We start from the raw sequence: 19,634 nt of genomic DNA, 5'->3' as shown, positions 1-19,634 counted from the left end.
CCCATTCCTACCTCATTTTCTACCCCTAGCAGCATGAAAAACAGACAATAACGCGCTATCTTCTATCCTGGTTCACCTCAAATATCCCTATGACATTCCAACGTGCTAGCGGCGTTTTATTGCATCCTACCTGTCTTCCCAGCCGATATGGAATTGGCGATTTAGGAAAATCGGCTTACGAATTCATCGATTTTCTCGCCAGTAGCGGACAAAAATTGTGGCAAGTTTTGCCTTTGGGTCCTACGGGATACGAGCATTCTCCATACATCATGAATTTCAGCAGTTTTGCTGGCAATCCATTATTAATTAGTCTCGATACGCTAGCAGAAGAAGGATTGTTGAAGAAAGAAGAACTAAGTCCATTAGAAAATGTGGATTTGAATCGAGTTAATTTCGATCGCGTCATTCCGCATAAAACTAAATTTCTTAAAATCGCTTTTGAAAACTTTCAACAAGCTAATACTCATCAAAACCCCGAATACGCACAATTTTGTCAATCTCAATCTTACTGGCTCGATGACTACGTACTTTTTATGTCATTATTAGAAGCCAACGAAGGGAAAAGCTGGAATAATTGGGAACGAGCGATCGCGCGTCGAGAGCCAGATGCGTTGCAAGCAGCAAGAGATTCTTTAAAAGATAGTATCGCTTATCATAATTTCGTTCAATTCAAATTTTTCGAGCAGTGGAAACAACTACGAAAATACGCCAACGACAAAAATATTCAAATTGTCGGCGATATTTCAATTTATGTTTGTCACAATAGTTCTGATGTCTGGTCGAGTCCAGAAATATTTAAATTAGATCCCCAGACTTTTGAACCTACATATATCGCTGGCGTTCCCCCAGATTATTTCAGCGCTACGGGACAATTATGGGGAAATCCTGTCTATAACTGGGATAAATTGCAACAAACAAACTTTGCTTGGTGGATTCAACGCTTTCAAGCCACCTTAGAATATGTCGATATCGTTCGCGTCGATCATTTTCGCGGTTTTGAGGCATACTGGCAAGTCCCAGCAGGCGAAGAGACTGCCATTAATGGCGAGTGGATTAAAGCCCCAGGAGTAGAATTTTTTGAAACTTTAGGTAACGCTTTGGGAAGTTTGCCAATTATGGCAGAAGATTTAGGCATTATTACTCCAGAAGTCGAAGAATTGCGCGATCGCTTTCAATTTCCAGGCATGAGAATTCTGCAATTTGCCTTTGGAGACGACTCAAGTAATGCCTATTTACCTCACAATTATGTCCATAACAGCGTCGTTTATCCCGGTACTCACGATAACGATACAGCTATTGGTTGGTGGAACAAAGCTAGCGACAAAGAAAAGCAATTTGTCGCGAAATATTTGGGTGACGAATCTGCGGCAGAAATAACAGAAATTAATTGGGAATTCATCCAACTGGCATTAGCCTCAGTTGCAGACTTAGCCATTCTACCTCTACAAGACATTTTAGGCTTAGACGATCGCGCCCGCATGAACGATCCCAGTGTCAATGCAGGCAACTGGCGTTGGCGTTACGAAAGTTCTGAAATGCTAACACCTCAACTACGCGATCGCCTATTGGAAATGACACAAATTTATAGCCGCTAATTAGGAAGTCGGGAGTCGAGAGTCGGGAGTTGGGGGACAAGGGAGACAAGAGAGCAATTCTAGTCACCAGCCACTAGCCACTAGTAACCGATCGCTGACAACTGATTCCTGCTTAGGATAGATAGTCAAGCTAATTCGGAATCGGTACTGTGTTGAGAGAGACTCTACCAAAAGTAGGAAGAACCTTTAGTTAAATTCCTACTGTCATCAGTCATTCACTACTTAATACTTGACACGCAGTCAAACCTATGTATGTTGCACTCTGGCCAGGCAATGTCTATCCTTTGGGTTCCTGTTGGGACGGCAAAGGCACGAACTTCACCTTGTTTTCGGAAAATGCCACAGGTGTAGAATTGTGCTTGTTCGATCGCGATGACGAAGAAACTCGCATACAGCTAACAGAAGTCAGTAATTTCGTCTGGCATGGCTACATACCAGGTATAGGTCCAGGTCAACGGTACGGGTATAGAGTGCATGGACCATACGCACCCCAAGAAGGACATCGCTTTAACCCCAATAAACTGCTGATCGATCCGTACACAAAAGCGATCGCGGGGGAAGTTGGCAATGGTCCAGAATTATATGGTTACTCTTGGGAGTCTGAAGAAGCCGATTTATCGTTTTCCGATTTGGATAGCGCCCCATTGATGCCGAAATCGGTCGTTGTCGATCAAAGTTTTAACTGGGAAGACGATAAACTCCTGCGTACTCCTTGGAACGAGACAATTATCTACGAAACTCACGTCAAGGGTTTTACTAAGCTACACCCCGATATTCCCGAAGAACTGCGCGGGACTTACGCAGGAATGGCACACCCAGCGGCGATCGAGCATTTGCAACGTTTGGGAATCTCCGCCGTTGAGTTGATGCCCGTACATCATTTCCTCTCCGTCCCAGGACATTTGGCGGACAAAGGGTTGAGAAATTACTGGGGCTACGATTCGATCAATTATTTCGCGCCTCACTCCGAATACAGCTCTAGTGGCACTTTAGGCGAGCAGGTGAGGGAGTTCAAGGAAATGGTTAAAGCCCTGCACCGGGCTGGAATTGAAGTCATTCTAGACGTGGTATACAACCACACAGGTGAAGGCAATCACATGGGTCCCACTCTATCAATGCGGGGAATTGACAACGCCAATTATTACCGATTGGTAGACGGCGATCCGCGATACTACATGGACTTTACAGGTTGCGGTAACTCCCTCAACGTGCGCCACGCCCAAGTTTTGAAGATGATCATGGATAGCCTGCGCTACTGGGTGACAGAAATGCACGTCGATGGCTTCCGCTTCGATCTAGCTTCAGCCTTGGCAAGAGAACTGTACGAAGTAGATCGACTGTCAGCATTCTTCGATATCATTCACCAAGATCCGACGATCGCGGATGTTAAATTAATTGCCGAACCTTGGGACATCGGTACGGGTGGTTATCAAGTTGGTAACTTCCCCGTTCTCTGGTCGGAGTGGAACGGCAAATATCGAGACACGGCGCGAGACTTCTGGCGTGGCGTGGACAGTACTCTGGGAGAATTTGCCTATCGGCTGACGGGTAGCCCCGACTTGTACTATCAAGAAAACGGACGGCGACCGAATGCTAGCATTAACTTCATCACCGCCCATGACGGATTTACGCTCAACGATCTCGTCAGTTACAACGAGAAACACAACGAAGCTAACGGCGAAGAAAGCCGCGACGGTGAAAGTCACAATCGGTCTTGGAACTGCGGCGCAGAAGGCGAGACAGATGACTCAGAAGTATTGCAATTACGGGAACGCCAGCGCCGGAACTTCCTCGTGACGCTGATGCTGTCCCAAGGTATCCCCATGATACTTGGGGGTGATGAAATGGGTCGGACGCAGCATGGAAACAATAACGGATACTGCCAAGACAGTGAAATTTCTTGGTTTAATTGGGATTTGGTACAGGGAAATACAGATTTATTAGATTTTACTCGCGAGTTGATCTATTTCCGCCGCCAACATCCTGTATTTCGTCGCCGTAAGTGGTTCCAAGGTCAAGCGATTCACGGTTCTGGTGTCAGCGATATCATGTGGTTCAATCCTGACGGTAGCGAGATGGATCAGGAACAGTGGGAAATCGGATATGCGAAGTCAATGGGCGTGTTCTTAAATGGAAACATGATTCCCAGTCCTGGGAAACAAGGTCAACGCATCAGCGACGATAGCTTTCTCATCTTCTTGAACGCCCACTATGAAACTCTTGAATTCAACTTGCCACAGGGAATGCAAGATAACCAGTGGGTATTAGTTATTGATACCAAAGAACCGCGCTTTATTCAAGAAGAAAGCATCTATACAGGCGATCGCACCGTTCCAGTTACAGCGCGATCGCTCGTTCTGCTGCGTCAGATGGTTTAAGCAGTGGCGAGTGGTTCGTCGTGGCTGGTGACTAGAATTGAGTCTAGTCACCAGCCACCAGTCACTCACAAATGACAAATGACAAATGACAAATTTATGAAAATTGGTGCTAACTATTTAGGCGGCGATCGCTGTGAATTTATCGTGTGGGGACCGAATATCGAGTCACTGGGCGTTCAAATTGTATCCCCCGAAGAACGCTTTTTGCAGATGGAACAGGAAGATGGCTACTGGAAAGTTGTAGCCGATAATATCCCTCCAGGTACGCAATATCTTCTGGAATTAAATGGTGGCGAAACTCGCCCCGACCCAGCTTCCTATTTTCAACCGCATGGCGTACATAAGCCTTCTCAAGTGATAAGCCATGAATTTACTTGGAATGATGGCGATTGGGCTGGCGTACCGCTAGACGCGATGATTATTTATGAATTACATGTCGGTACGTTTACCCCAGAAGGGACTTTTACTGCAATTATTCCCCGTTTGGCAGATTTGAAAGAGTTGGGAGTCAACGCGATCGAAATTATGCCGATCGCGCAATTTCCTGGCAATATTCCCCCAGATGGGAGTTGCGCCTATCGCAACTGGGGCTACGATGGGGTTTACCCGTTTGCCGTGCAAAATTCCTACGGTACTCCCGAAGAGTTAAAGCAATTAGTTGCAGCTTGTCATCAACAGGGAATTTCGGTGATTCTCGATGTGGTGTACAACCATTTTGGACCTGAAGGTAATTACACCAGCAATTTTGCTCCTTATTTTACTCAAACCTACCGCACTCCTTGGGGCAGCGCCATTAATTTTGATGATGCCCACAGTCACGACGTGCGCCACTTTTTTATCGAAAATGCCCTTTATTGGCTGCGAGAATTTCATATCGATGGTTTGCGATTAGATGCAGTTCACGCGATTTACGATTTAGGCGCAAAACACTTTTTAGCGGAATTAGCCGAAAAAGTTCGAGAATTTTCTGAACGACAAGGGAGAAAGTATTACTTAATTGCTGAAAGCGATTTAAACGATCCAAAAATTATTCGTCCCAAAGAAGTAGGTGGATACGAACTTGATGCTCAGTGGAGCGATGATTTTCACCATGCTTTACATGCATTATTAACAGGCGATAGTGACGGTTATTATCAAGACTTTGGTAAATGCGAAGACTTGGCAAAAGCCTATCGCGATACATTTGTCTATGACTGGAAATATGCACCTCATCGTCAGAGATTTCATGGTAGTTCTGCTCGCGATCGCACCGATCTCGCTCAATTTGTCGTTTGCATTCAAAATCACGATCAAATTGGCAATCAGTTGTTAGGAGAAAGACTATCAAAACTCATCTCTTTTGATGCTCTCAAACTAGCTGCTGGAGCGGTAATTCTTTCACCTTATATTCCTCTGCTATTCATGGGTGAAGAGTATGCCGAAGAAGCACCTTTTACATACTTTGTCAGCCACTCTGACCCAGATTTAATTAAAGCAGTTCGTGAGGGCAGAAAACAGGAATTTGCTGCCTTTCACGCCGTAGGAGACCCACCCGATCCAGAATCTTCCAAAACTTTTCTCGGCTGTAAAATGGATTGGGAAAAACGCCAAGAAGGTAAACACCAAGTTATCTGGTCTTGGTATCAAAAATTAATTCAACTTCGCACTACTGTTCCTGCTTTAATTAAAAAAGAAAGAAACAGCATAGAAGCAGGTGCAGACGAACAACAAAAAATTGTCTGGTGGCGGCGATGGAGTGACGACAGCCAAATTCTTTGTCTGATGAACTTCAACCAAAATGATGTTAGCTTCGCACCAGAACTCAGCCACAATAATTGGCAAAAGATTCTCGATTCTGCCGATGAAAAATGGCAAGGTTCCGGTACTGTCGCCCCAGATAAAATCAATTCGGGCGAAGAAATAAAACTGCGATCGTACAACTTTGTACTTTACGAAAACACGTAGTTTTGGTAATTGGTAATTGTTAATTGGTGGTTGTTATAGCTTGGTTGCTATCAAATCTAATAATTAACAGTTACCCATCACCCATCACCCATCACCCATTACCCATTACCATTCTCATGCGCATTCCCACAGCTACTTACCGCATTCAATTTAACTCGGAATTTAAATTTGCAGATGCGAAAAAAATTACCGCGTATCTAGCAGCTTTGGGAGTTTCCGATCTCTACGCTTCACCGATATTTAAAGCTAGAACGGGTAGTACTCACGGTTACGATGTTGTCGATCCAACTCAACTCAATCCCGAACTAGGAACTGAAGCAGATTTTGATGCTTTGATTGCCGAAATTAAACAGCATCAATTAGGTTGGTTGCAAGATATCGTCCCTAACCACATGGCTTATGACAGCCAAAATGTATGGTTGATGGATGTCCTAGAAAATGGGTCTGATTCAGCCTATGTAGAATATTTTGACATTGCTTGGAATGCTCCTTTCACTGATAACAAAGAACCAATCTTAGCACCGATGCTAGGAAATTTTTATGGAGAATCGTTAGAGAATGGAGAAATTCAACTCAAGTACGAACAAACCGGCTTGACTGTCAACTATTACAGTCTAAGCTTGCCGTTAAAACTAGAATCCTATGCAACTTTCTTGACCTACAATTTAGGTAAATTAGCTAGAACGCTAGGTAGAAGACATCCAGATTTTGTTAAACTTCTAGCAATTCTCTACATTCTTAAGAATATCTCTGCTGATGTTGTTGGTAAACAAAGAAGACAAGATCAAACAGAATTTGTTAGAGGCTTACTTTGGGAACTGTATGAAGGCAATCCTGAAGTAAAAGCTTTTATCGATGATAATATTAAGGTTTTTAATGGCGAACCAGGAAATACTGAAAGTTTTAATCTTTTAGATAAGTTACTTTCAGAACAGTTCTTTCGACTTTCTTACTGGAAAGTAGGTGCAGAAGAAATTAATTATCGCAGATTTTTTACAGTCAACGAATTAATCTCAGTCAAAGTAGAAGAACTCAAAGTCTTCAACGCTACTCACGAACTCATTGCAAAATTAGTTAACGAAGGCAAGTTTACAGGTTTAAGAATCGATCACATCGATGGTCTTTACGATCCTACTCAATACTTAGAAAGACTGCGGGAAAAAGTAGGTGATACTTATATCACCGTCGAAAAGATTTTGCAAATTGGGGAAGACATACCTAATTACTGGCAAATTCAGGGGACTTCTGGCTACGATTATCTAAACTATGTGAATGGACTTTTCTGTCAAAAAGCAAATCGAGATAAGTTTGACGAAATTTATCGAAATCTAACCGGATTTATCACGATTTTTCCTGATGTTGTAGCCGAGAAAAAGCATTTAATTATCGATAAAAATCTAGCAGGTGATATTGATAACTTGAGTGTCTTGCTAAAGAAAATTGCGGGTAGATATCGTTATGGTAATGATTTTACTCTCAATGGCTTAAAACGTGCGATCGCAGAAGTTCTCACCCGTTTTCCCATCTATTGTACTTACATCAATGCTGCCGGAATTTCTGAGCAGGATCGACAGTATATTCAAGCAGTCATTCAAGCTGCTAAAGATGGCACACCTCTGTTACAAAACGAACTAAATTTTATCGAGAAACTACTCTTACTAGAATACGAACCCACTCTGACTCAAGCTGAGAAAGACCAGTGGTTATATTTTGTTATGCGAATGCAACAATATACGGGACCGCTGATGGCAAAAGGGGTAGAAGATACAGCTTTATATGTCTATTACCGCTTGCTTTCTTTAAATGAAGTTGGTGGCGAACCAGACCATTTTGGAATGGATTTAGCTGAGTTTCATAGTTTTAACCAACATCGAAATCAGACATGGACTCATGCTATGAGTGCAACTTCAACCCACGATACCAAACGGGGTGAAGATGTGAGGGCGAGAATCAACGTTCTGTCAGAAATTCCTGACGAATGGCAGCAACAAGTTCGTAGTTGGATGGAATTAAATCGTTCTTATAAAACGCAACATAAAAACTCAATTTTTCCCGATCGCAATGATGAATACGCATTTTATCAAACTTTAGTAGGGGCATATCCATTCTTAGAGAGTGAAATAAATGGCTTTAGCGATCGCGTCAAAGAATATATGCTCAAGGCAATTCGCGAAGCAAAAGTCTACACGGCTTGGCTGCGGCAAAATCAGACTTATGAAGATGCTTGCACTAGTTTTGTCGAAGCAGTCTTGAATCAGTCGGAAAACAATCAATTTCTGAAAGAGTTTCTCCCATTTCAAAAGAAGGTTTCTTACTATGGTATCTTTAATTCCCTATCTCAAACTCTGCTAAAATCAGTTTCTCCTGGGGTTCCTGATTTTTACCAAGGAACGGAACTATGGGATTTAAGTTTAGTCGATCCAGATAATCGTCGTCCAGTTGATTTCGAGCAGAGAAACTCTTATTTGTCGGAAATCAAAGAGAAAATTAGCACGAATATTTCTGCTCTAATTGCCGATCTGCTAGCTACAAAGGAAGATGGCAGAATTAAGCTGTTTCTAACTCATCAAATTTTGAAAGCGAGAACGAAATATTTAGATGTTTTTCAAAAAGGAGAATATCAACCTCTAGAAATTAGCGGCAAGTACAAAGAAAATATCGTGGCTTTCGCACGCAGTTTTGAAAATACAACAGCTATTGCGATCGCCCCTCGCTTCTTAACGAGTTTAATTCAACCTGGTGAGTATCCATTTGGCGAAGTTTGGCAAGATACTTATATTCAAATACCTGCCGAAATAGCTTCAAAGTGGGAGGACACAATTACTCATCAAAATATTCAAACTGATGGAAAGTTGCCAGTTGCTGACACGTTGAAAGAGTTTCCCGTAGCGCTGTTAATTGGACGAAAATAACTTTTATTTTCAGGGAGAAACTCCAACTAGATCCCCCTAGCCCCCTTTTTAAGGGGGGAAAGCCCCCTTTTTAAGGCGAGGAATAAAGCCCTCGTCAAAAGGGGAAAAAGAAAGCCCCCTTGTGAAGGGGATTGAGGGATCTCCAAAGAAAGCCCCCTTGTGAAGGGGGTTGGGGGATCTCCAATTGTATTGTTGTATCGTCCCCTTTTAAAAAAATTGGCAAATCAAATTAGACAATCACTTGAGCCAAACTTGGTGTAGAGATTGTCGAACAACCAGGAGCGTAGATGCGCGTCACGTAATCGGCGATCATCCGATCCGTATTAAACAGAGGTGCATTCGTCTTAATCGATGCCTTCATCATTTGAATCCAGCGGTGCGGAATGCCGTTGTTGTCGCGATCGTAGTATAGAGGCGCAATTTCCTCTTCCAATAACTTGTAGAGGGATTCAGAATCGATCCGATCCTGCAACTCTTGATTGCTTGTATGAGCATCTTCACCGATCGCCCAACCGTTGATTCCCTTGCCATCCATCCCAACTTGATAGCCTTCGCACCACCAACCATCAAGGACGCTACAGTTGATCCCGCCATTAAAACAGACTTTTTGCCCGCTCGTACCAGAAGCCTCCAGGGGACGACGGGGATTATTCAACCAAACATCTACGCCTTGCACTAACTTCTGTGCTACGTAAATGTCGTAGTCTTCAATAAACGCCACTCGATGCTGAATTGCAGAATGCTGACACCACTCCATCAATTTTTGGATGATCCGCTTACCTTCCTCATCGGCGGGGTGAGCTTTACCAGCAAAGACAATTTGGACTGGACGCTGAGCATTACCAAAGATCTTCAACGCTCTTTCCGCATCCCGTAACAGCAGATTGCCCCGTTTGTATTGGGAGAAGCGACGGGCGAAACCAATCGTGAGGGCATTGGGATCGAGCAACAGATCGGCAGCATGGATGCGATCGCCTACTTCACCCCGATCCGTTCTGGCTTTTTTGATTCTGTAACGGGTAAAGGCAATCAAACGCTCTTTCAAAACTTGATGTCGCTGCCATAATTCCGCATCGGGAATGCGATCGACATCTGCCCACATTGCCGGATCGATCGCCCGCGTCTGCCAATCTGTACCTAGATACTGAGTATAAAGGTCAGCCATCAACGGAGCCGTCCAAGTCGGGGCGTGAACGCCATTGGTGATGTGACCGATGGGTACGCGGTTTTCAGGGCGATCGGGATACAAAGCAGTCCACATTTGCCGCGAAACTCTGCCGTGCAATTCGCTCACGCCATTAGCAGCGCGGCACATCCGCAGCGCTAAGACAGTCATACCAAAAGGCTCCCAAGGATCGCCCAGTCTTTTCGCGCCCAAAGCTAAAAACTGCTCTCGCGATAGCCGCAACTGCGCCCAATATTGCGCAAAATGAGAATCCATCAAATCGGGAGAGAAGACATCGTGTCCGGCGGGTACGGGGGTATGAGTCGTAAAGACGCAGCGATTGCGGACGCTCGCTTCCACATCGTAGAAAGGTTTGCCCGTCCGCTCCATTTCTTGCCAAGCAATCTCTAGGGTGCAAAACGCAGCGTGTCCCTCGTTCAAGTGGTGAATTGAGGGCTGAATTCCCAAAGCTGTAAGCGCCTTGACTCCGCCAATCCCCAAAACCACCTCTTGGGCGATCCGCGTGTCTTGGTTGCCCCCGTAGAGGTGTCCCGTGAGCCAGCGATCGATCGGGTCGTTGTCTTCGCGGTCTGTATCGAGCAAGTAGAGACTCACCCTACCCACTTGCGTCCGCCAAATTTGAACTTTGACCATCCGCTGTCTAACTTGCAGCGCGATCGTCAGGGCTTCTCCCCGTTCGTTCAACATCAACTCCAGCGGCATTTGCTGGAAAACATTGTCAATGTAGTAATCTTCTTGCCAACCACTACGATTGAGCCGCTGCCGGAAATAGCCTTGACGATACAACAATCCTACGCCGATCAGAGGTACGCCCAGATCGGAAGCAGATTTGAGGTGATCTCCAGCTAGAATACCCAAACCGCCCGAATAAACGGGGAGAGATTCGTGAATGCCAAACTCAGCACAGAAATAGGCGATCGGATTTTGCCAGGAAATTTGCGGTGCAACTCGACTCACCCAGGTATCTTGCTGATTCATGTAAGCATCAAACTCAGCCACCACCTGGGATAAATGTTTGATGTAGAAAGGGTCTTCTGCTAATTGGGTCAGGCGTTCGTAAGAAGCCGATTCCAACACGGCTACAGGGTTATGCCCGTAACGCTCCCAAGCTTCCGGCGAAATGTTTTGAAATAGGAAAACTCGTTCGCTCGTCCAACTCCACCAATAGTTATAAGCCAGATCTGCCAATCTTTTGAGTGGCAGGGGTAGTTTTTCGCTCAGCTTTTGTGCTGGGGCGATCGCAGATTTATTCGTCATATTATTCCAGTACTCTCTTGTGAACTCTCTGCTCTAAAACCGATGGCAATACAAACCAATTAAAACTCGACTCGGTAATAGAAACCTGGGTAATTTATCCTCGCCAACATCATCCCAGTTAGGATTTTTAGCATATACGGAGTATGTCTACTTTAAGATTTTTATTTACACTTTTTCCAGATTTCAGTGTCAAATTAGATAAAGGATGTTTTAACAAAATTTTGCTGGATGTTAAGTTTGGTAATGGGTAATGGGTAGTTGGTAGTTGGTTAATAAGGCAAGAGGCAACAGCCAGTTTCACCCTCAGATCCCTTGTCTCCCTTGTCTCCCTTGTCTCCCTTGTCTCCCTTGTCTACCTTGTCTCCCTAGTCCCCTCTGCTTCCTCAGCTCTCTTCCCCGACTCCCGACTCCTCCGATTTGGTTAAATTAAGAAAGTCTCCTACATATCTGCTTATGAACCCTGCCCTAACGAAAATTGGCGCTCAAATGTCCCACCTAACGGGGGTGCGAGCAATTATGAAAGATATTATTGAAACGCTGCAAGCAGGTGCAGGTAAGGAGTTTATTAATTTAAGTGCGGGAAATCCGCTGATTTTGCCGGAGGTAGAGCAGTTATGGCGAGACTGTACGGCGCAGTTGTTAGCCAGTTCTGACTATGGCGAAGTCGTCTGTCGTTATGGATCGAGTCAGGGGTACGCGCCACTGATTAGCGCGATCGCATCTGATTTCAATCGCCGCTACGGGTTAAACTTAAGCGATCGCAATATCCTGATTACGCCTGGTAGTCAAACTCTCTATTTCTACGCTGCAAATGCTTTTGGTGGTTACTGTCTCGATGGTGAGTTAAGGCAGATCGTTCTACCCCTAAGTCCAGATTACACGGGTTATGGTGGCGTAAGTCTTGCCCCAGAAGCGTTAATTGCCTATAAGCCTGCACTAGATATCGATGCAGCCGCCCATAGATTCAAATATCGCCCCGATTTCAGTCAACTTAAAATTAACGAAGAGACGGGATGCGTCATATTTTCTCGTCCCTGCAATCCTACGGGTAACGTTTTGACGGATGAGGAAGTCAAGAAAATTGCAGCTTTGGCTGCACCTTATAACGTTCCAGTTATTATCGACTCTGCCTATGCGCCTCCCTTTCCAGCTTTGAATTTTACGGAAATGTCTCCTGTATTTGGTGACAACATTCTCCATTGCATGAGTTTATCCAAAGCCGGATTGCCAGGTGAAAGAATTGGAGTGGCGATCGGAGATGAAAAATTAATTCAAATTCTGGAATCGTTTCAGACAAATATGTGCATCCATCCGTCACGTTACGGACAGGCGATCGCGGCTTTAGCGATTAATTCTGGTGCTTTAGCAGAAATTTCTAGCAATGTTATTCGACCTTTTTATCGGCAAAAGTTTGAGGTATTAGAATCTACTTTAGAACAGGCGATGCCTGATATACCTTGGTTTTTGCATCGTGGCGAAGGAGCAATTTTTGCTTGGTTATGGTTAAAAGATTTACCTTTAACCGATTGGGAATTTTATCAACAACTCAAACAAGAAAATGTCATTGTCGTTCCTGGTAGTTCCTTCTTCCCTGGTTTGCACGAAGATTGGATTCACAAACAGCAATGTTTGCGGATTAGTCTGACTGCTAGCAATGAAGAAATTGCAGTGGGAATGCAGCGACTCGCAAAAGTAGCAGAACAGGTTTATGCAAAGTCAAAAGTTAAAAGTTAAAAGTTAAAAGATTCCCAATCGACATCTCAGTAGTTTTATGATTGAAACTAAAATTCTCAATTTTGAGATGAGATTTGCCGAACCGGATGACGTACCAGTAGTATTACAATTTATCAAAGAGCTGGCTGAGTACGAGCAACTGAGTCATGAAGTTGTTGCTACTGAAGCTATTTTACGAGAGTCTCTTTTTGGCGACAGAAAAGGCGCAGAAGTTATTTTAGGTTACTATCAAAAGCAACCTGTCAGTTTTGCACTTTTCTTTCATAACTTCTCAACATTTCTCGGACGTGCGGGTATTTATCTAGAAGATTTGTACGTAAAACCAGAGATGCGCGGACGGGGAATCGGTCGTGTTATGCTCAGTTATCTAGCCTATCTTGCTCAAGAGCGAAACTGCGGTCGCTTGGAGTGGTGGGTATTAGACTGGAATGAGACAGCAATAAACTTTTATCAAAAACTAGGAGCAGTACCAATGAATGAGTGGACTGTCTTCAGAGTAACCGACCGATCGTTGATAGATTTAGCCCAGGAGTTTGCGGTTTAACGCTACTATTATGAATGGCAAAAATACGAGTTCAAAACTTAAATCTCAAAATCAAAAACCACAAATTCCCGATGGCTGGTTAGCAATTGGTACAATCGTTGCACCTCAAGGATTAGATGGAGAAGTCAGAGTTTACCCCGATTCAGACTTTCCCGAACGATTTATCGAACCAGGACAGCGTTGGTTATTGCGTCCAGGGAAAACAGAACCAGAACCAATTGAATTAATTGAAGGTCGAGATATTCCAGGTAAGGGATTGTACGTGGTAGCCTTAGAGGGAATTGAAGATCGCAGCCAAGCTGAAGCACTACGGGATTGTGTCTTGCTCGTACCAGAAAGCGATCGCCCCGAATTAGGAGAAGATGAATATCATGTCGTCGATCTGATCGGTTTAGAAGTCTTCTTACAAGAAACTGGCGAGAGCATCGGTACGGTAACAGATGTCATTCCTGCTGGAAACGACTTGTTAGAAGTACAGTTGCATCAAGAAGCCAAAAGTCAAAAGTCAGAAGTCAAAATTAGCGATCCTCCACTCCCGACTCCCGACTACGCGGTTCCGATGCGGAGGACACCTCCGCCTCCACCCGCTTCCCAACTCCCGACTCACCCAAGAAAAGTTTTGATTCCATTTGTGAAAGCGATCGCACCTGTTGTAGATCTAGAGATGAGAAGAATTGAAATCGCACCGCCACCAGGTTTGCTGGAACTGTAACGTTTAGCAGAATACTTCTATCTTGGCTTATCTCTGGTACGATCTTCTCATCAGCATTAGTTATTCGACATTTAATTTGCTGGGTGTAGTTAGCTTGCAGTCTTTTGAATTTTAACTTTTAACTTTTGACTTTTAACCAATGAAGTTATTGCGAAAACTAATATCACCCCTAGTAGATAAAAACACGAATCCAAATTTTTTAGTTTTTGTTGATAAAGTAGAAGATTTTTTTGCCAAACTCTTAACGCTAGCAATGTTAGGAGTTATTTTATTTGCCATTATAGATTTGGGCGTGACTTTAGCTAAAGAACTGCTACTTGTTTCTGAACTAGGGAATTTTTCTGCTGGCTTACTCAGAATATTTGGTTTATTTTTAAACATTCTTATTGCTCTAGAAATTACGCAAAATATTACTTCTTATCTTAGCAGTCATATCATTCAAATCGAGATGGTAATTGTCACATCTTTAATTGCAATTGCTCGCAAAATTATCATTCTCGATCTTGGCAAAATTACTGATTCTCAACTATTAGCACTTGCGGCAGCGATTATTGCTCTTTCTATTTGTTACTGGTTAGTCAGACGCACTAATGCCAAATATCCGCCACATAAAGGGCATTAATTATGAATAAACAGCTTAATTTGTACTTTTGACTTTTGACATTTAACTTTTGACTTACTTAGCAGCTACGGTAGGATCTGGATGAGCGATCGAACAGCGTATGTGAAGTATGAAAATATACGATTGGATTGTAGTAGGTGGAGGTATTGCTGGCGCAGCTTTGAGCTACGAATTAGTTCAGCAAGGCTTTTCCGTCCTGCTGCTAGAACAAGATCCAACAGGACAAAATGCGACTCGCTATAGCTATGGTGGTTTAGCTTTTTGGTCTGGTACTACCGATACGATGCGTCAATTGTGCGCTGAAGGAATCGCCCGTCATCGCATTCTCTCGGAAGAATTAGCCGCCGACACTCAATTTCGGGAACTAGACTTACTGCTGACAATTGCAGCTGATGACGACCCCGCAGCAGTCGCTGCTACCTATGCTGATTTTGCCATTCCGCCACAATTTCTCAGCATTTCAGAAGCCTGCGAATTAGAACCATTATTAAACCCTGACGCGATCGCCGGAGCATTGACGGTAAAACACGGTCATATCAATGCTGAAAAAACCGCTCAAGCCTACATCCAAGCCTTTTTACGGGCGGGGGGCGATCTTCAGTTTGCTCAAGTACTCAAACTCTGGCAACAAGGCGACAAGGTAGAAGGGGTAAAAACCGTTAGCGAGACGTATTGCAGTGCCAACACAGCGATCTGCGCGGGTGGATTGAGTCGTGCTTTACTCAAAGCAGCAGGCATTTCGATCGAACTGTACTTTACTCATGCTGAGTTAATTGACATTCCACCAGTTGACATCCAATTGCGATCGCTCGTGATGCCAGCTCGACTTCAACGCTTTCAACTAGAAGCCGCATCGACGACAAACGATCGCCTATGGGACGAACAAGGATTAGAACTCGCACCCCCAATTTTAGATGCTGGGGCGATTCAATTTCTCGATGGTAGCCTGCGATTAGGGCAGTTGAGCCGCACTTTGACCGATACCCAAGCCATCATTAATCCCGAAGCCAGCGAAGCTACTATTCGAGCAAGTGTAGGGCAAATTTTACCAGCACTCAAAAACCTGCCGGGAACTTGGCATCACTGTTTAGTTAGTTTCAGCCGCGTTAGCAAAGCTGAACGAAGTTATCCCCTGCCACTAATCGGTAACATTCCTGGCAAAACAGGCATCCACACCTTCTCTGGATTCAGCAATCCCCTCGTTATCATCCCACCCCTAGCGCAGCGCTTTGCTCGTTCAGTTATCAGTTATGAGTGAACAGTTATCAGGAAGCAGGGAGCGATCGAGTAAGGAGCAGAGGAGACTAGGAGCTACAACCAACTACCAACTACCAACTACTAACTACCCATTACCCATTACCATTAACCAAACAATAAACGTAGTTCCCCCGCTACTTTCTGGGGTGGGATGCCACAAAGCAGGACTAAAAACTTCAATCGTGCCTTGCATTTGTTCGATCAGTGCCTTAGCAATTGCTAGTCCCAAACCCGTACCAGGAATATCTGAATCTGCTTGTCTACCTCGGTAGTGGCGATCGAAAATTCGCTCCTTATCTTGCGGGGGGATACCTACCCCCGTGTCGCTAATGGCGATGCCCTGGAAGTTGTCTCGCTCTAATCCTGCTTGGACGTAAATTTTGCCTCCAGGCGGAGTATATTTAATCGCATTGTCAAGCAAATTGCTTAATACCTCACGCAATTCTCTTAGATGAGCGCGCACTGCTGGTAAATTTGGTGGCAGATCTGCTTGCAGCTCTAAGTTGCGTTCTTGAGCGATCGCCCAAGCAGAAGCTAGCAAGGGTTTTAGCACGTCCTCAATCGTGCAAATCTCGCTCTGAGTGCCTTCGCGATTGGGCAGCAGTGGTAAAGGGGTATTGAGTATAGGTATTGCCGATCGCACCTCTGTGGCTGGAGGAAGGGATTTGGTTGGTTCTAAATCTTCCTCTGTCATGTCGATGACTCGATCGAATTGTTGCAGCAATTCTTGCAAGCGATCGCTTTCTCTCACGATATTGTCTGCCACAGCTCGGTTTGCATCTCCAGGCAGCAGGCGCTTGAGCAGCAATTTGCCGAACGTCCGCAACGCCGTCAGTGGGTTGCGAAACTGGTGCAGTAAGTTATCTAATAACTCTCGCTGCTGGGCTTGTAGTTGCTTTTGCTGGCTGAGCTGCTGCTCCGATCGCTCTCGTCGCCGATCTAAAAGTCTTGCCAACGCTAGCGTTTGCGCCACTCGTTCGATTTCATGCCGTTCTCGCTCGTTCCATGCTCTATCCTCCCGACTAGTCACGAGTAGTCCAATTAACACTCCTTCATTAAGCAGTGGTAAAACAATCTGTTGGCTCGGTACTAGCGCTTTATCTGCCGTTTCTGCCGCTTCAGCTACATTTGCCTCGGTCGGTAGTTCCGGCAAAGATACAGTATCTATATTTTTTGCAGTGGCTTTTGCTTGCAATCGCGGTGGCTGAAGGCGACTTGTTGTAGCAGGAAGTGCTGCACTATTTAACTCTAGTCCCTGCCACCTCACTGCTGACTCTGGATAGGCTACGACAGGGATCAGCTTCTCCTGTGCTGTTCCTTCCTCTACTAATCTTTCCGTCAGATATACCACGCTCAAAGCCGCCCCCATTCCTTGGGTTAGCAAGGCAACTTGAGAGCGACACAATGAAATAAACTCAGCACTGGCAGGCATTACGAAGGGCTACGGCAAGAATTTGGGAGTCGGGGGAAGAGAGCTGGGGGAGCAAGACAAGTCACGAGTCACAAGTCGTTGATAACTGACAACTGATAACTGAATTGTAAGTGGATTAAGAATCTTAATTGACTGCGATCGCTTGTGTCGTTTTATTAATCATATTTTCAACATTAGCGGGTTTTTTGTTGCAAACGCTTAACATAAGTTGATTTTTCTAACTCAAATCGATATACTGACGACGGATTTTGTAAATATAAATACAATTTTCTGGTTAAAAAAAGGAGGGAGACAGGTTGGCAAGAAGACGCAAGCGCAAAAGTCGTCGTCGCCAGGAAGGACGTCGCATCCTCGAGCATGTGCCTCAATATAGCATTGAAAGTGGCGAAGATAAACCCGTGACTGCTGCTCGGAAGTTTATTCAAGCGGAGGGAATTGCTCCGCCTGCATTGCTGCTGGTTAAGCGAAACGAGCACACTACAGATCGCTACTTCTGGGCAGAAAAAGGTTTGTTTGGGGCGCAGTATGTAGAAGAGAATCATTTCTTGTTCCCTAGTCTACGGGTACTAGAAAATCCTCCTGAAAAGGAACTCGTTGCCGCACACAGGTAGCCTAAGGCGTTGCCGAAGCTAAATGACAACCAAAAGTTAGGTATTGGAGATTTTGAAATCATTAGCGTTTTAGTCAAATGCGAGTGAGTCGCGTTTAGCAAAGCAAAGATGAAATTTAGGGGAAGTATATACTTCCCCTAAAATATTGCTACACGCAAGGCTACGCGAATTCCAGATTTCGATCTCCTTACTCTGCTGGCTTCAAATTCAGCGATCGCTGCAATTGAATTAACTCATCCCGATGAGCGGTGACTGTGAGTAGGCTTTGTGGCGAGATGCGATCGCCCGTATTTGCCTCTAATTTAAGAGATACCCGTTCTTTCCTGGCTGCTTTTTTCCAATAGAAAATACCTGCTGTTGGAGCTAGCAAAATCAGGAGCGAGAAAGCCGCCGTCCAGTTTGGAAATAGTAACGACCAAACCAAGATCAGGCAAAGAATTCCCACCGTGGCAAGGATTGAGAGAAACACAGCTAGAAACAAGCTCGGTCGGATAACTCCCTCAAACGTAACAGAATTTTTCTCAGCATCCACCTCGGACACAGTGTAGGAACGCGAGCGCAAATACTGTTGTAGTTGCGCCATCAACGAAGCTTCTGGCTGTGCGGACACCAGATGGAGCGTTTGCGTTCGGTCTTTAGTAGAGGCTCGAATGAAGAAAAATAGCCCCACTGACAGCAATAAAGTCAGCAGTAGGGTCGATGAGAGAATCGGAGTCATAGCTATCTTGCGTTTGAACAGCGCCTGTTCGACTTTTTCACAATCGATTTTTGCACGATCGATCGGCCATTAGCGTACCACCTTACTAATATACTCTTGCCACAGTCGAGATAACTCCTGCGCCTGTACTTGCCATTCTGGGCTTATCTGATACATCCGTCGCGGTCGCCCTCTTCCCTCAACCTTCTTCCAGTAGCCGAGAATTGCCTTTTCATCTTCCAGGAACTTAAGTGCGCTATATAGGACTGTATCGGAAAGGCGATAATTAGGGTATTCGCTCTCCAGCTTTTGAATCAGTTCCGTGCCGTAGGATTCTCCTTTTAACAAAACTGACAGCACGTAACATACTGCAAGTTCTTGGCTCAAATAGGTCGGAGGAGGATTTTGGAAAAACTGATAAATATCCTCAATTCTCATAGCTTTAGTTTACTTCTCATCCATAAATCACAAAAAACAGCACTTTTGACAATCATCTCTGACGAAATCCTTGTTTCTCACACTCAGCCGCGATCGCTCTGCAAAACTTCGCCGATCGCACCGGAATGCGGTTGAGGCAATTTTAAACGCAGAACCATAAGTTGTCTGCTAAACTTCATTCAAAATTCATTACATTTTTGCTTCTTGTCTGACCTAACGCGACAAGATCTCTTACAGGAAGGGCTGTGGAGTAGGGTTTGAGGATTTTGGATGTAAGAATTATTACAAGTTACGAATTATGAATTCTATTTTAAG

Annotated in this window: 14 protein-coding genes; 10 read left to right on the top strand and 4 right to left on the bottom strand. The window is 44.5% G+C overall.

Features of this window, described 5'->3' with window-relative positions; translation table 11 throughout:
* Nucleotides 1-83 precede the first annotated feature (83 nt).
* From malQ to treY, 4 genes are all read left to right on the top strand, one after another.
* Nucleotides 84-1,595 (top strand): 4-alpha-glucanotransferase, encoded by a 1,512-nt coding sequence (gene malQ / locus CHRO_RS07450; RefSeq protein ID WP_219336164.1) that lies wholly within the window; start codon nucleotides 84-86, stop codon nucleotides 1,593-1,595.
* 248 nt (nucleotides 1,596-1,843) lie between these two features.
* Nucleotides 1,844-3,973: a glycogen debranching protein GlgX gene (gene glgX / locus CHRO_RS07445; protein ID WP_015153585.1), complete on the top strand. Its 2,130-nt coding sequence runs from the start codon at nucleotides 1,844-1,846 to the stop codon at nucleotides 3,971-3,973.
* A 96-nt stretch (nucleotides 3,974-4,069) separates the two neighbouring features.
* Nucleotides 4,070-5,917: a malto-oligosyltrehalose trehalohydrolase gene (treZ, locus tag CHRO_RS07440; RefSeq protein ID WP_015153584.1), complete on the top strand. Its 1,848-nt coding sequence runs from the start codon at nucleotides 4,070-4,072 to the stop codon at nucleotides 5,915-5,917.
* A 116-nt stretch (nucleotides 5,918-6,033) separates the two neighbouring features.
* Entirely contained in the window at nucleotides 6,034-8,829 is a 2,796-nt protein-coding gene (gene treY / locus CHRO_RS07435; protein WP_015153583.1) for a malto-oligosyltrehalose synthase, read from the top strand.
* Between the two features lie 229 nt (nucleotides 8,830-9,058).
* Here treY and glgP read toward each other — a convergent pair whose 3' ends face one another.
* Nucleotides 9,059-11,272 (bottom strand): alpha-glucan family phosphorylase, encoded by a 2,214-nt coding sequence (gene glgP / locus CHRO_RS07430; RefSeq protein ID WP_015153582.1) that lies wholly within the window; start codon nucleotides 11,270-11,272, stop codon nucleotides 9,059-9,061.
* A 453-nt stretch (nucleotides 11,273-11,725) separates the two neighbouring features.
* Between glgP and CHRO_RS07425 the strand changes: the two genes are divergently transcribed.
* The 5 genes from CHRO_RS07425 to CHRO_RS07405 all read left to right on the top strand — a co-directional run bounded on the left by CHRO_RS07425 (nucleotide 11,726) and on the right by CHRO_RS07405 (nucleotide 16,142).
* A complete protein-coding gene (locus CHRO_RS07425; protein WP_015153581.1) occupies nucleotides 11,726-13,006 on the top strand; it encodes a valine--pyruvate transaminase in 1,281 nt (426 codons plus the stop codon).
* Nucleotides 13,007-13,043: 37 nt separating this feature from the next.
* Nucleotides 13,044-13,550: a GNAT family N-acetyltransferase gene (locus CHRO_RS07420; protein ID WP_015153580.1), complete on the top strand. Its 507-nt coding sequence runs from the start codon at nucleotides 13,044-13,046 to the stop codon at nucleotides 13,548-13,550.
* 10 nt (nucleotides 13,551-13,560) lie between these two features.
* Nucleotides 13,561-14,262, top strand: coding sequence for a ribosome maturation factor RimM (gene rimM / locus CHRO_RS07415; RefSeq protein ID WP_015153579.1), 702 nt, complete (start codon nucleotides 13,561-13,563; stop codon nucleotides 14,260-14,262).
* A 139-nt stretch (nucleotides 14,263-14,401) separates the two neighbouring features.
* Nucleotides 14,402-14,884: a phosphate-starvation-inducible PsiE family protein gene (locus CHRO_RS07410; RefSeq protein WP_015153578.1), complete on the top strand. Its 483-nt coding sequence runs from the start codon at nucleotides 14,402-14,404 to the stop codon at nucleotides 14,882-14,884.
* A gap of 109 nt (nucleotides 14,885-14,993) precedes the next feature.
* Nucleotides 14,994-16,142, top strand: a complete 1,149-nt coding sequence (locus CHRO_RS07405; RefSeq protein ID WP_015153577.1) for an NAD(P)/FAD-dependent oxidoreductase — start codon at nucleotides 14,994-14,996, stop codon at nucleotides 16,140-16,142.
* Nucleotides 16,143-16,226: 84 nt separating this feature from the next.
* Here CHRO_RS07405 and CHRO_RS07400 read toward each other — a convergent pair whose 3' ends face one another.
* Entirely contained in the window at nucleotides 16,227-17,573 is a 1,347-nt protein-coding gene (locus CHRO_RS07400) for a GAF domain-containing sensor histidine kinase (RefSeq protein WP_015153576.1), read from the bottom strand.
* A 296-nt stretch (nucleotides 17,574-17,869) separates the two neighbouring features.
* On the opposite strand from CHRO_RS07400, the gene CHRO_RS07395 reads away from it, so the two are divergent.
* Complete coding sequence (locus tag CHRO_RS07395; RefSeq protein WP_015153575.1) at nucleotides 17,870-18,184, top strand: DUF3155 domain-containing protein; 315 nt, start codon at nucleotides 17,870-17,872, stop codon at nucleotides 18,182-18,184.
* 187 nt (nucleotides 18,185-18,371) lie between these two features.
* Here the strand turns inward: CHRO_RS07395 and CHRO_RS07390 are convergent, their stop codons facing one another.
* Both CHRO_RS07390 and CHRO_RS07385 read right to left on the bottom strand, forming a co-directional pair.
* Nucleotides 18,372-18,902 carry a cofactor assembly of complex C subunit B gene (locus CHRO_RS07390; protein WP_015153574.1) on the bottom strand — a complete coding sequence of 177 codons (531 nt, stop codon included), beginning with the start codon at nucleotides 18,900-18,902 and terminating at the stop codon, nucleotides 18,372-18,374.
* A 69-nt stretch (nucleotides 18,903-18,971) separates the two neighbouring features.
* On the bottom strand, nucleotides 18,972-19,319 hold the full coding sequence (locus CHRO_RS07385; RefSeq protein ID WP_015153573.1) for a PadR family transcriptional regulator: 348 nt from the start codon (nucleotides 19,317-19,319) through the stop codon (nucleotides 18,972-18,974).
* Nucleotides 19,320-19,634 lie beyond the last annotated feature (315 nt).

The organism is Chroococcidiopsis thermalis PCC 7203 (assembly GCF_000317125.1).
In the GTDB taxonomy this organism is placed as follows: Bacteria; Cyanobacteriota; Cyanobacteriia; order Cyanobacteriales; family Chroococcidiopsidaceae; genus Chroococcidiopsis; species Chroococcidiopsis thermalis.
The sequence above is the reverse complement of the archived record's forward strand: the minus strand, read 5'-3'. Positions and strand labels throughout refer to the sequence as shown.

Bases quoted from the DNA above. Each gene is read 5' to 3' on its own strand.
- glgX (WP_015153585.1), top strand. From the start codon at position 1,844: ATGTATGTTGCACTCTGGCCAGGCAATGTCTATCCTTTGGGTTCCTGT.
- treZ (WP_015153584.1), top strand. From the start codon at position 4,070: ATGAAAATTGGTGCTAACTATTTAGGCGGCGATCGCTGTGAATTTATC.
- treY (WP_015153583.1), top strand. From the start codon at position 6,034: ATGCGCATTCCCACAGCTACTTACCGCATTCAATTTAACTCGGAATTT.
- glgP (WP_015153582.1), bottom strand. From the start codon at position 11,272: ATGACGAATAAATCTGCGATCGCCCCAGCACAAAAGCTGAGCGAAAAA.
- CHRO_RS07425 (WP_015153581.1), top strand. From the start codon at position 11,726: ATGAACCCTGCCCTAACGAAAATTGGCGCTCAAATGTCCCACCTAACG.
- CHRO_RS07420 (WP_015153580.1), top strand. From the start codon at position 13,044: ATGATTGAAACTAAAATTCTCAATTTTGAGATGAGATTTGCCGAACCG.
- rimM (WP_015153579.1), top strand. From the start codon at position 13,561: ATGAATGGCAAAAATACGAGTTCAAAACTTAAATCTCAAAATCAAAAA.
- CHRO_RS07410 (WP_015153578.1), top strand. From the start codon at position 14,402: ATGAAGTTATTGCGAAAACTAATATCACCCCTAGTAGATAAAAACACG.
- CHRO_RS07405 (WP_015153577.1), top strand. From the start codon at position 14,994: ATGAAAATATACGATTGGATTGTAGTAGGTGGAGGTATTGCTGGCGCA.
- CHRO_RS07400 (WP_015153576.1), bottom strand. From the start codon at position 17,573: ATGCCTGCCAGTGCTGAGTTTATTTCATTGTGTCGCTCTCAAGTTGCC.
- CHRO_RS07390 (WP_015153574.1), bottom strand. From the start codon at position 18,902: ATGACTCCGATTCTCTCATCGACCCTACTGCTGACTTTATTGCTGTCA.
- CHRO_RS07385 (WP_015153573.1), bottom strand. From the start codon at position 19,319: ATGAGAATTGAGGATATTTATCAGTTTTTCCAAAATCCTCCTCCGACC.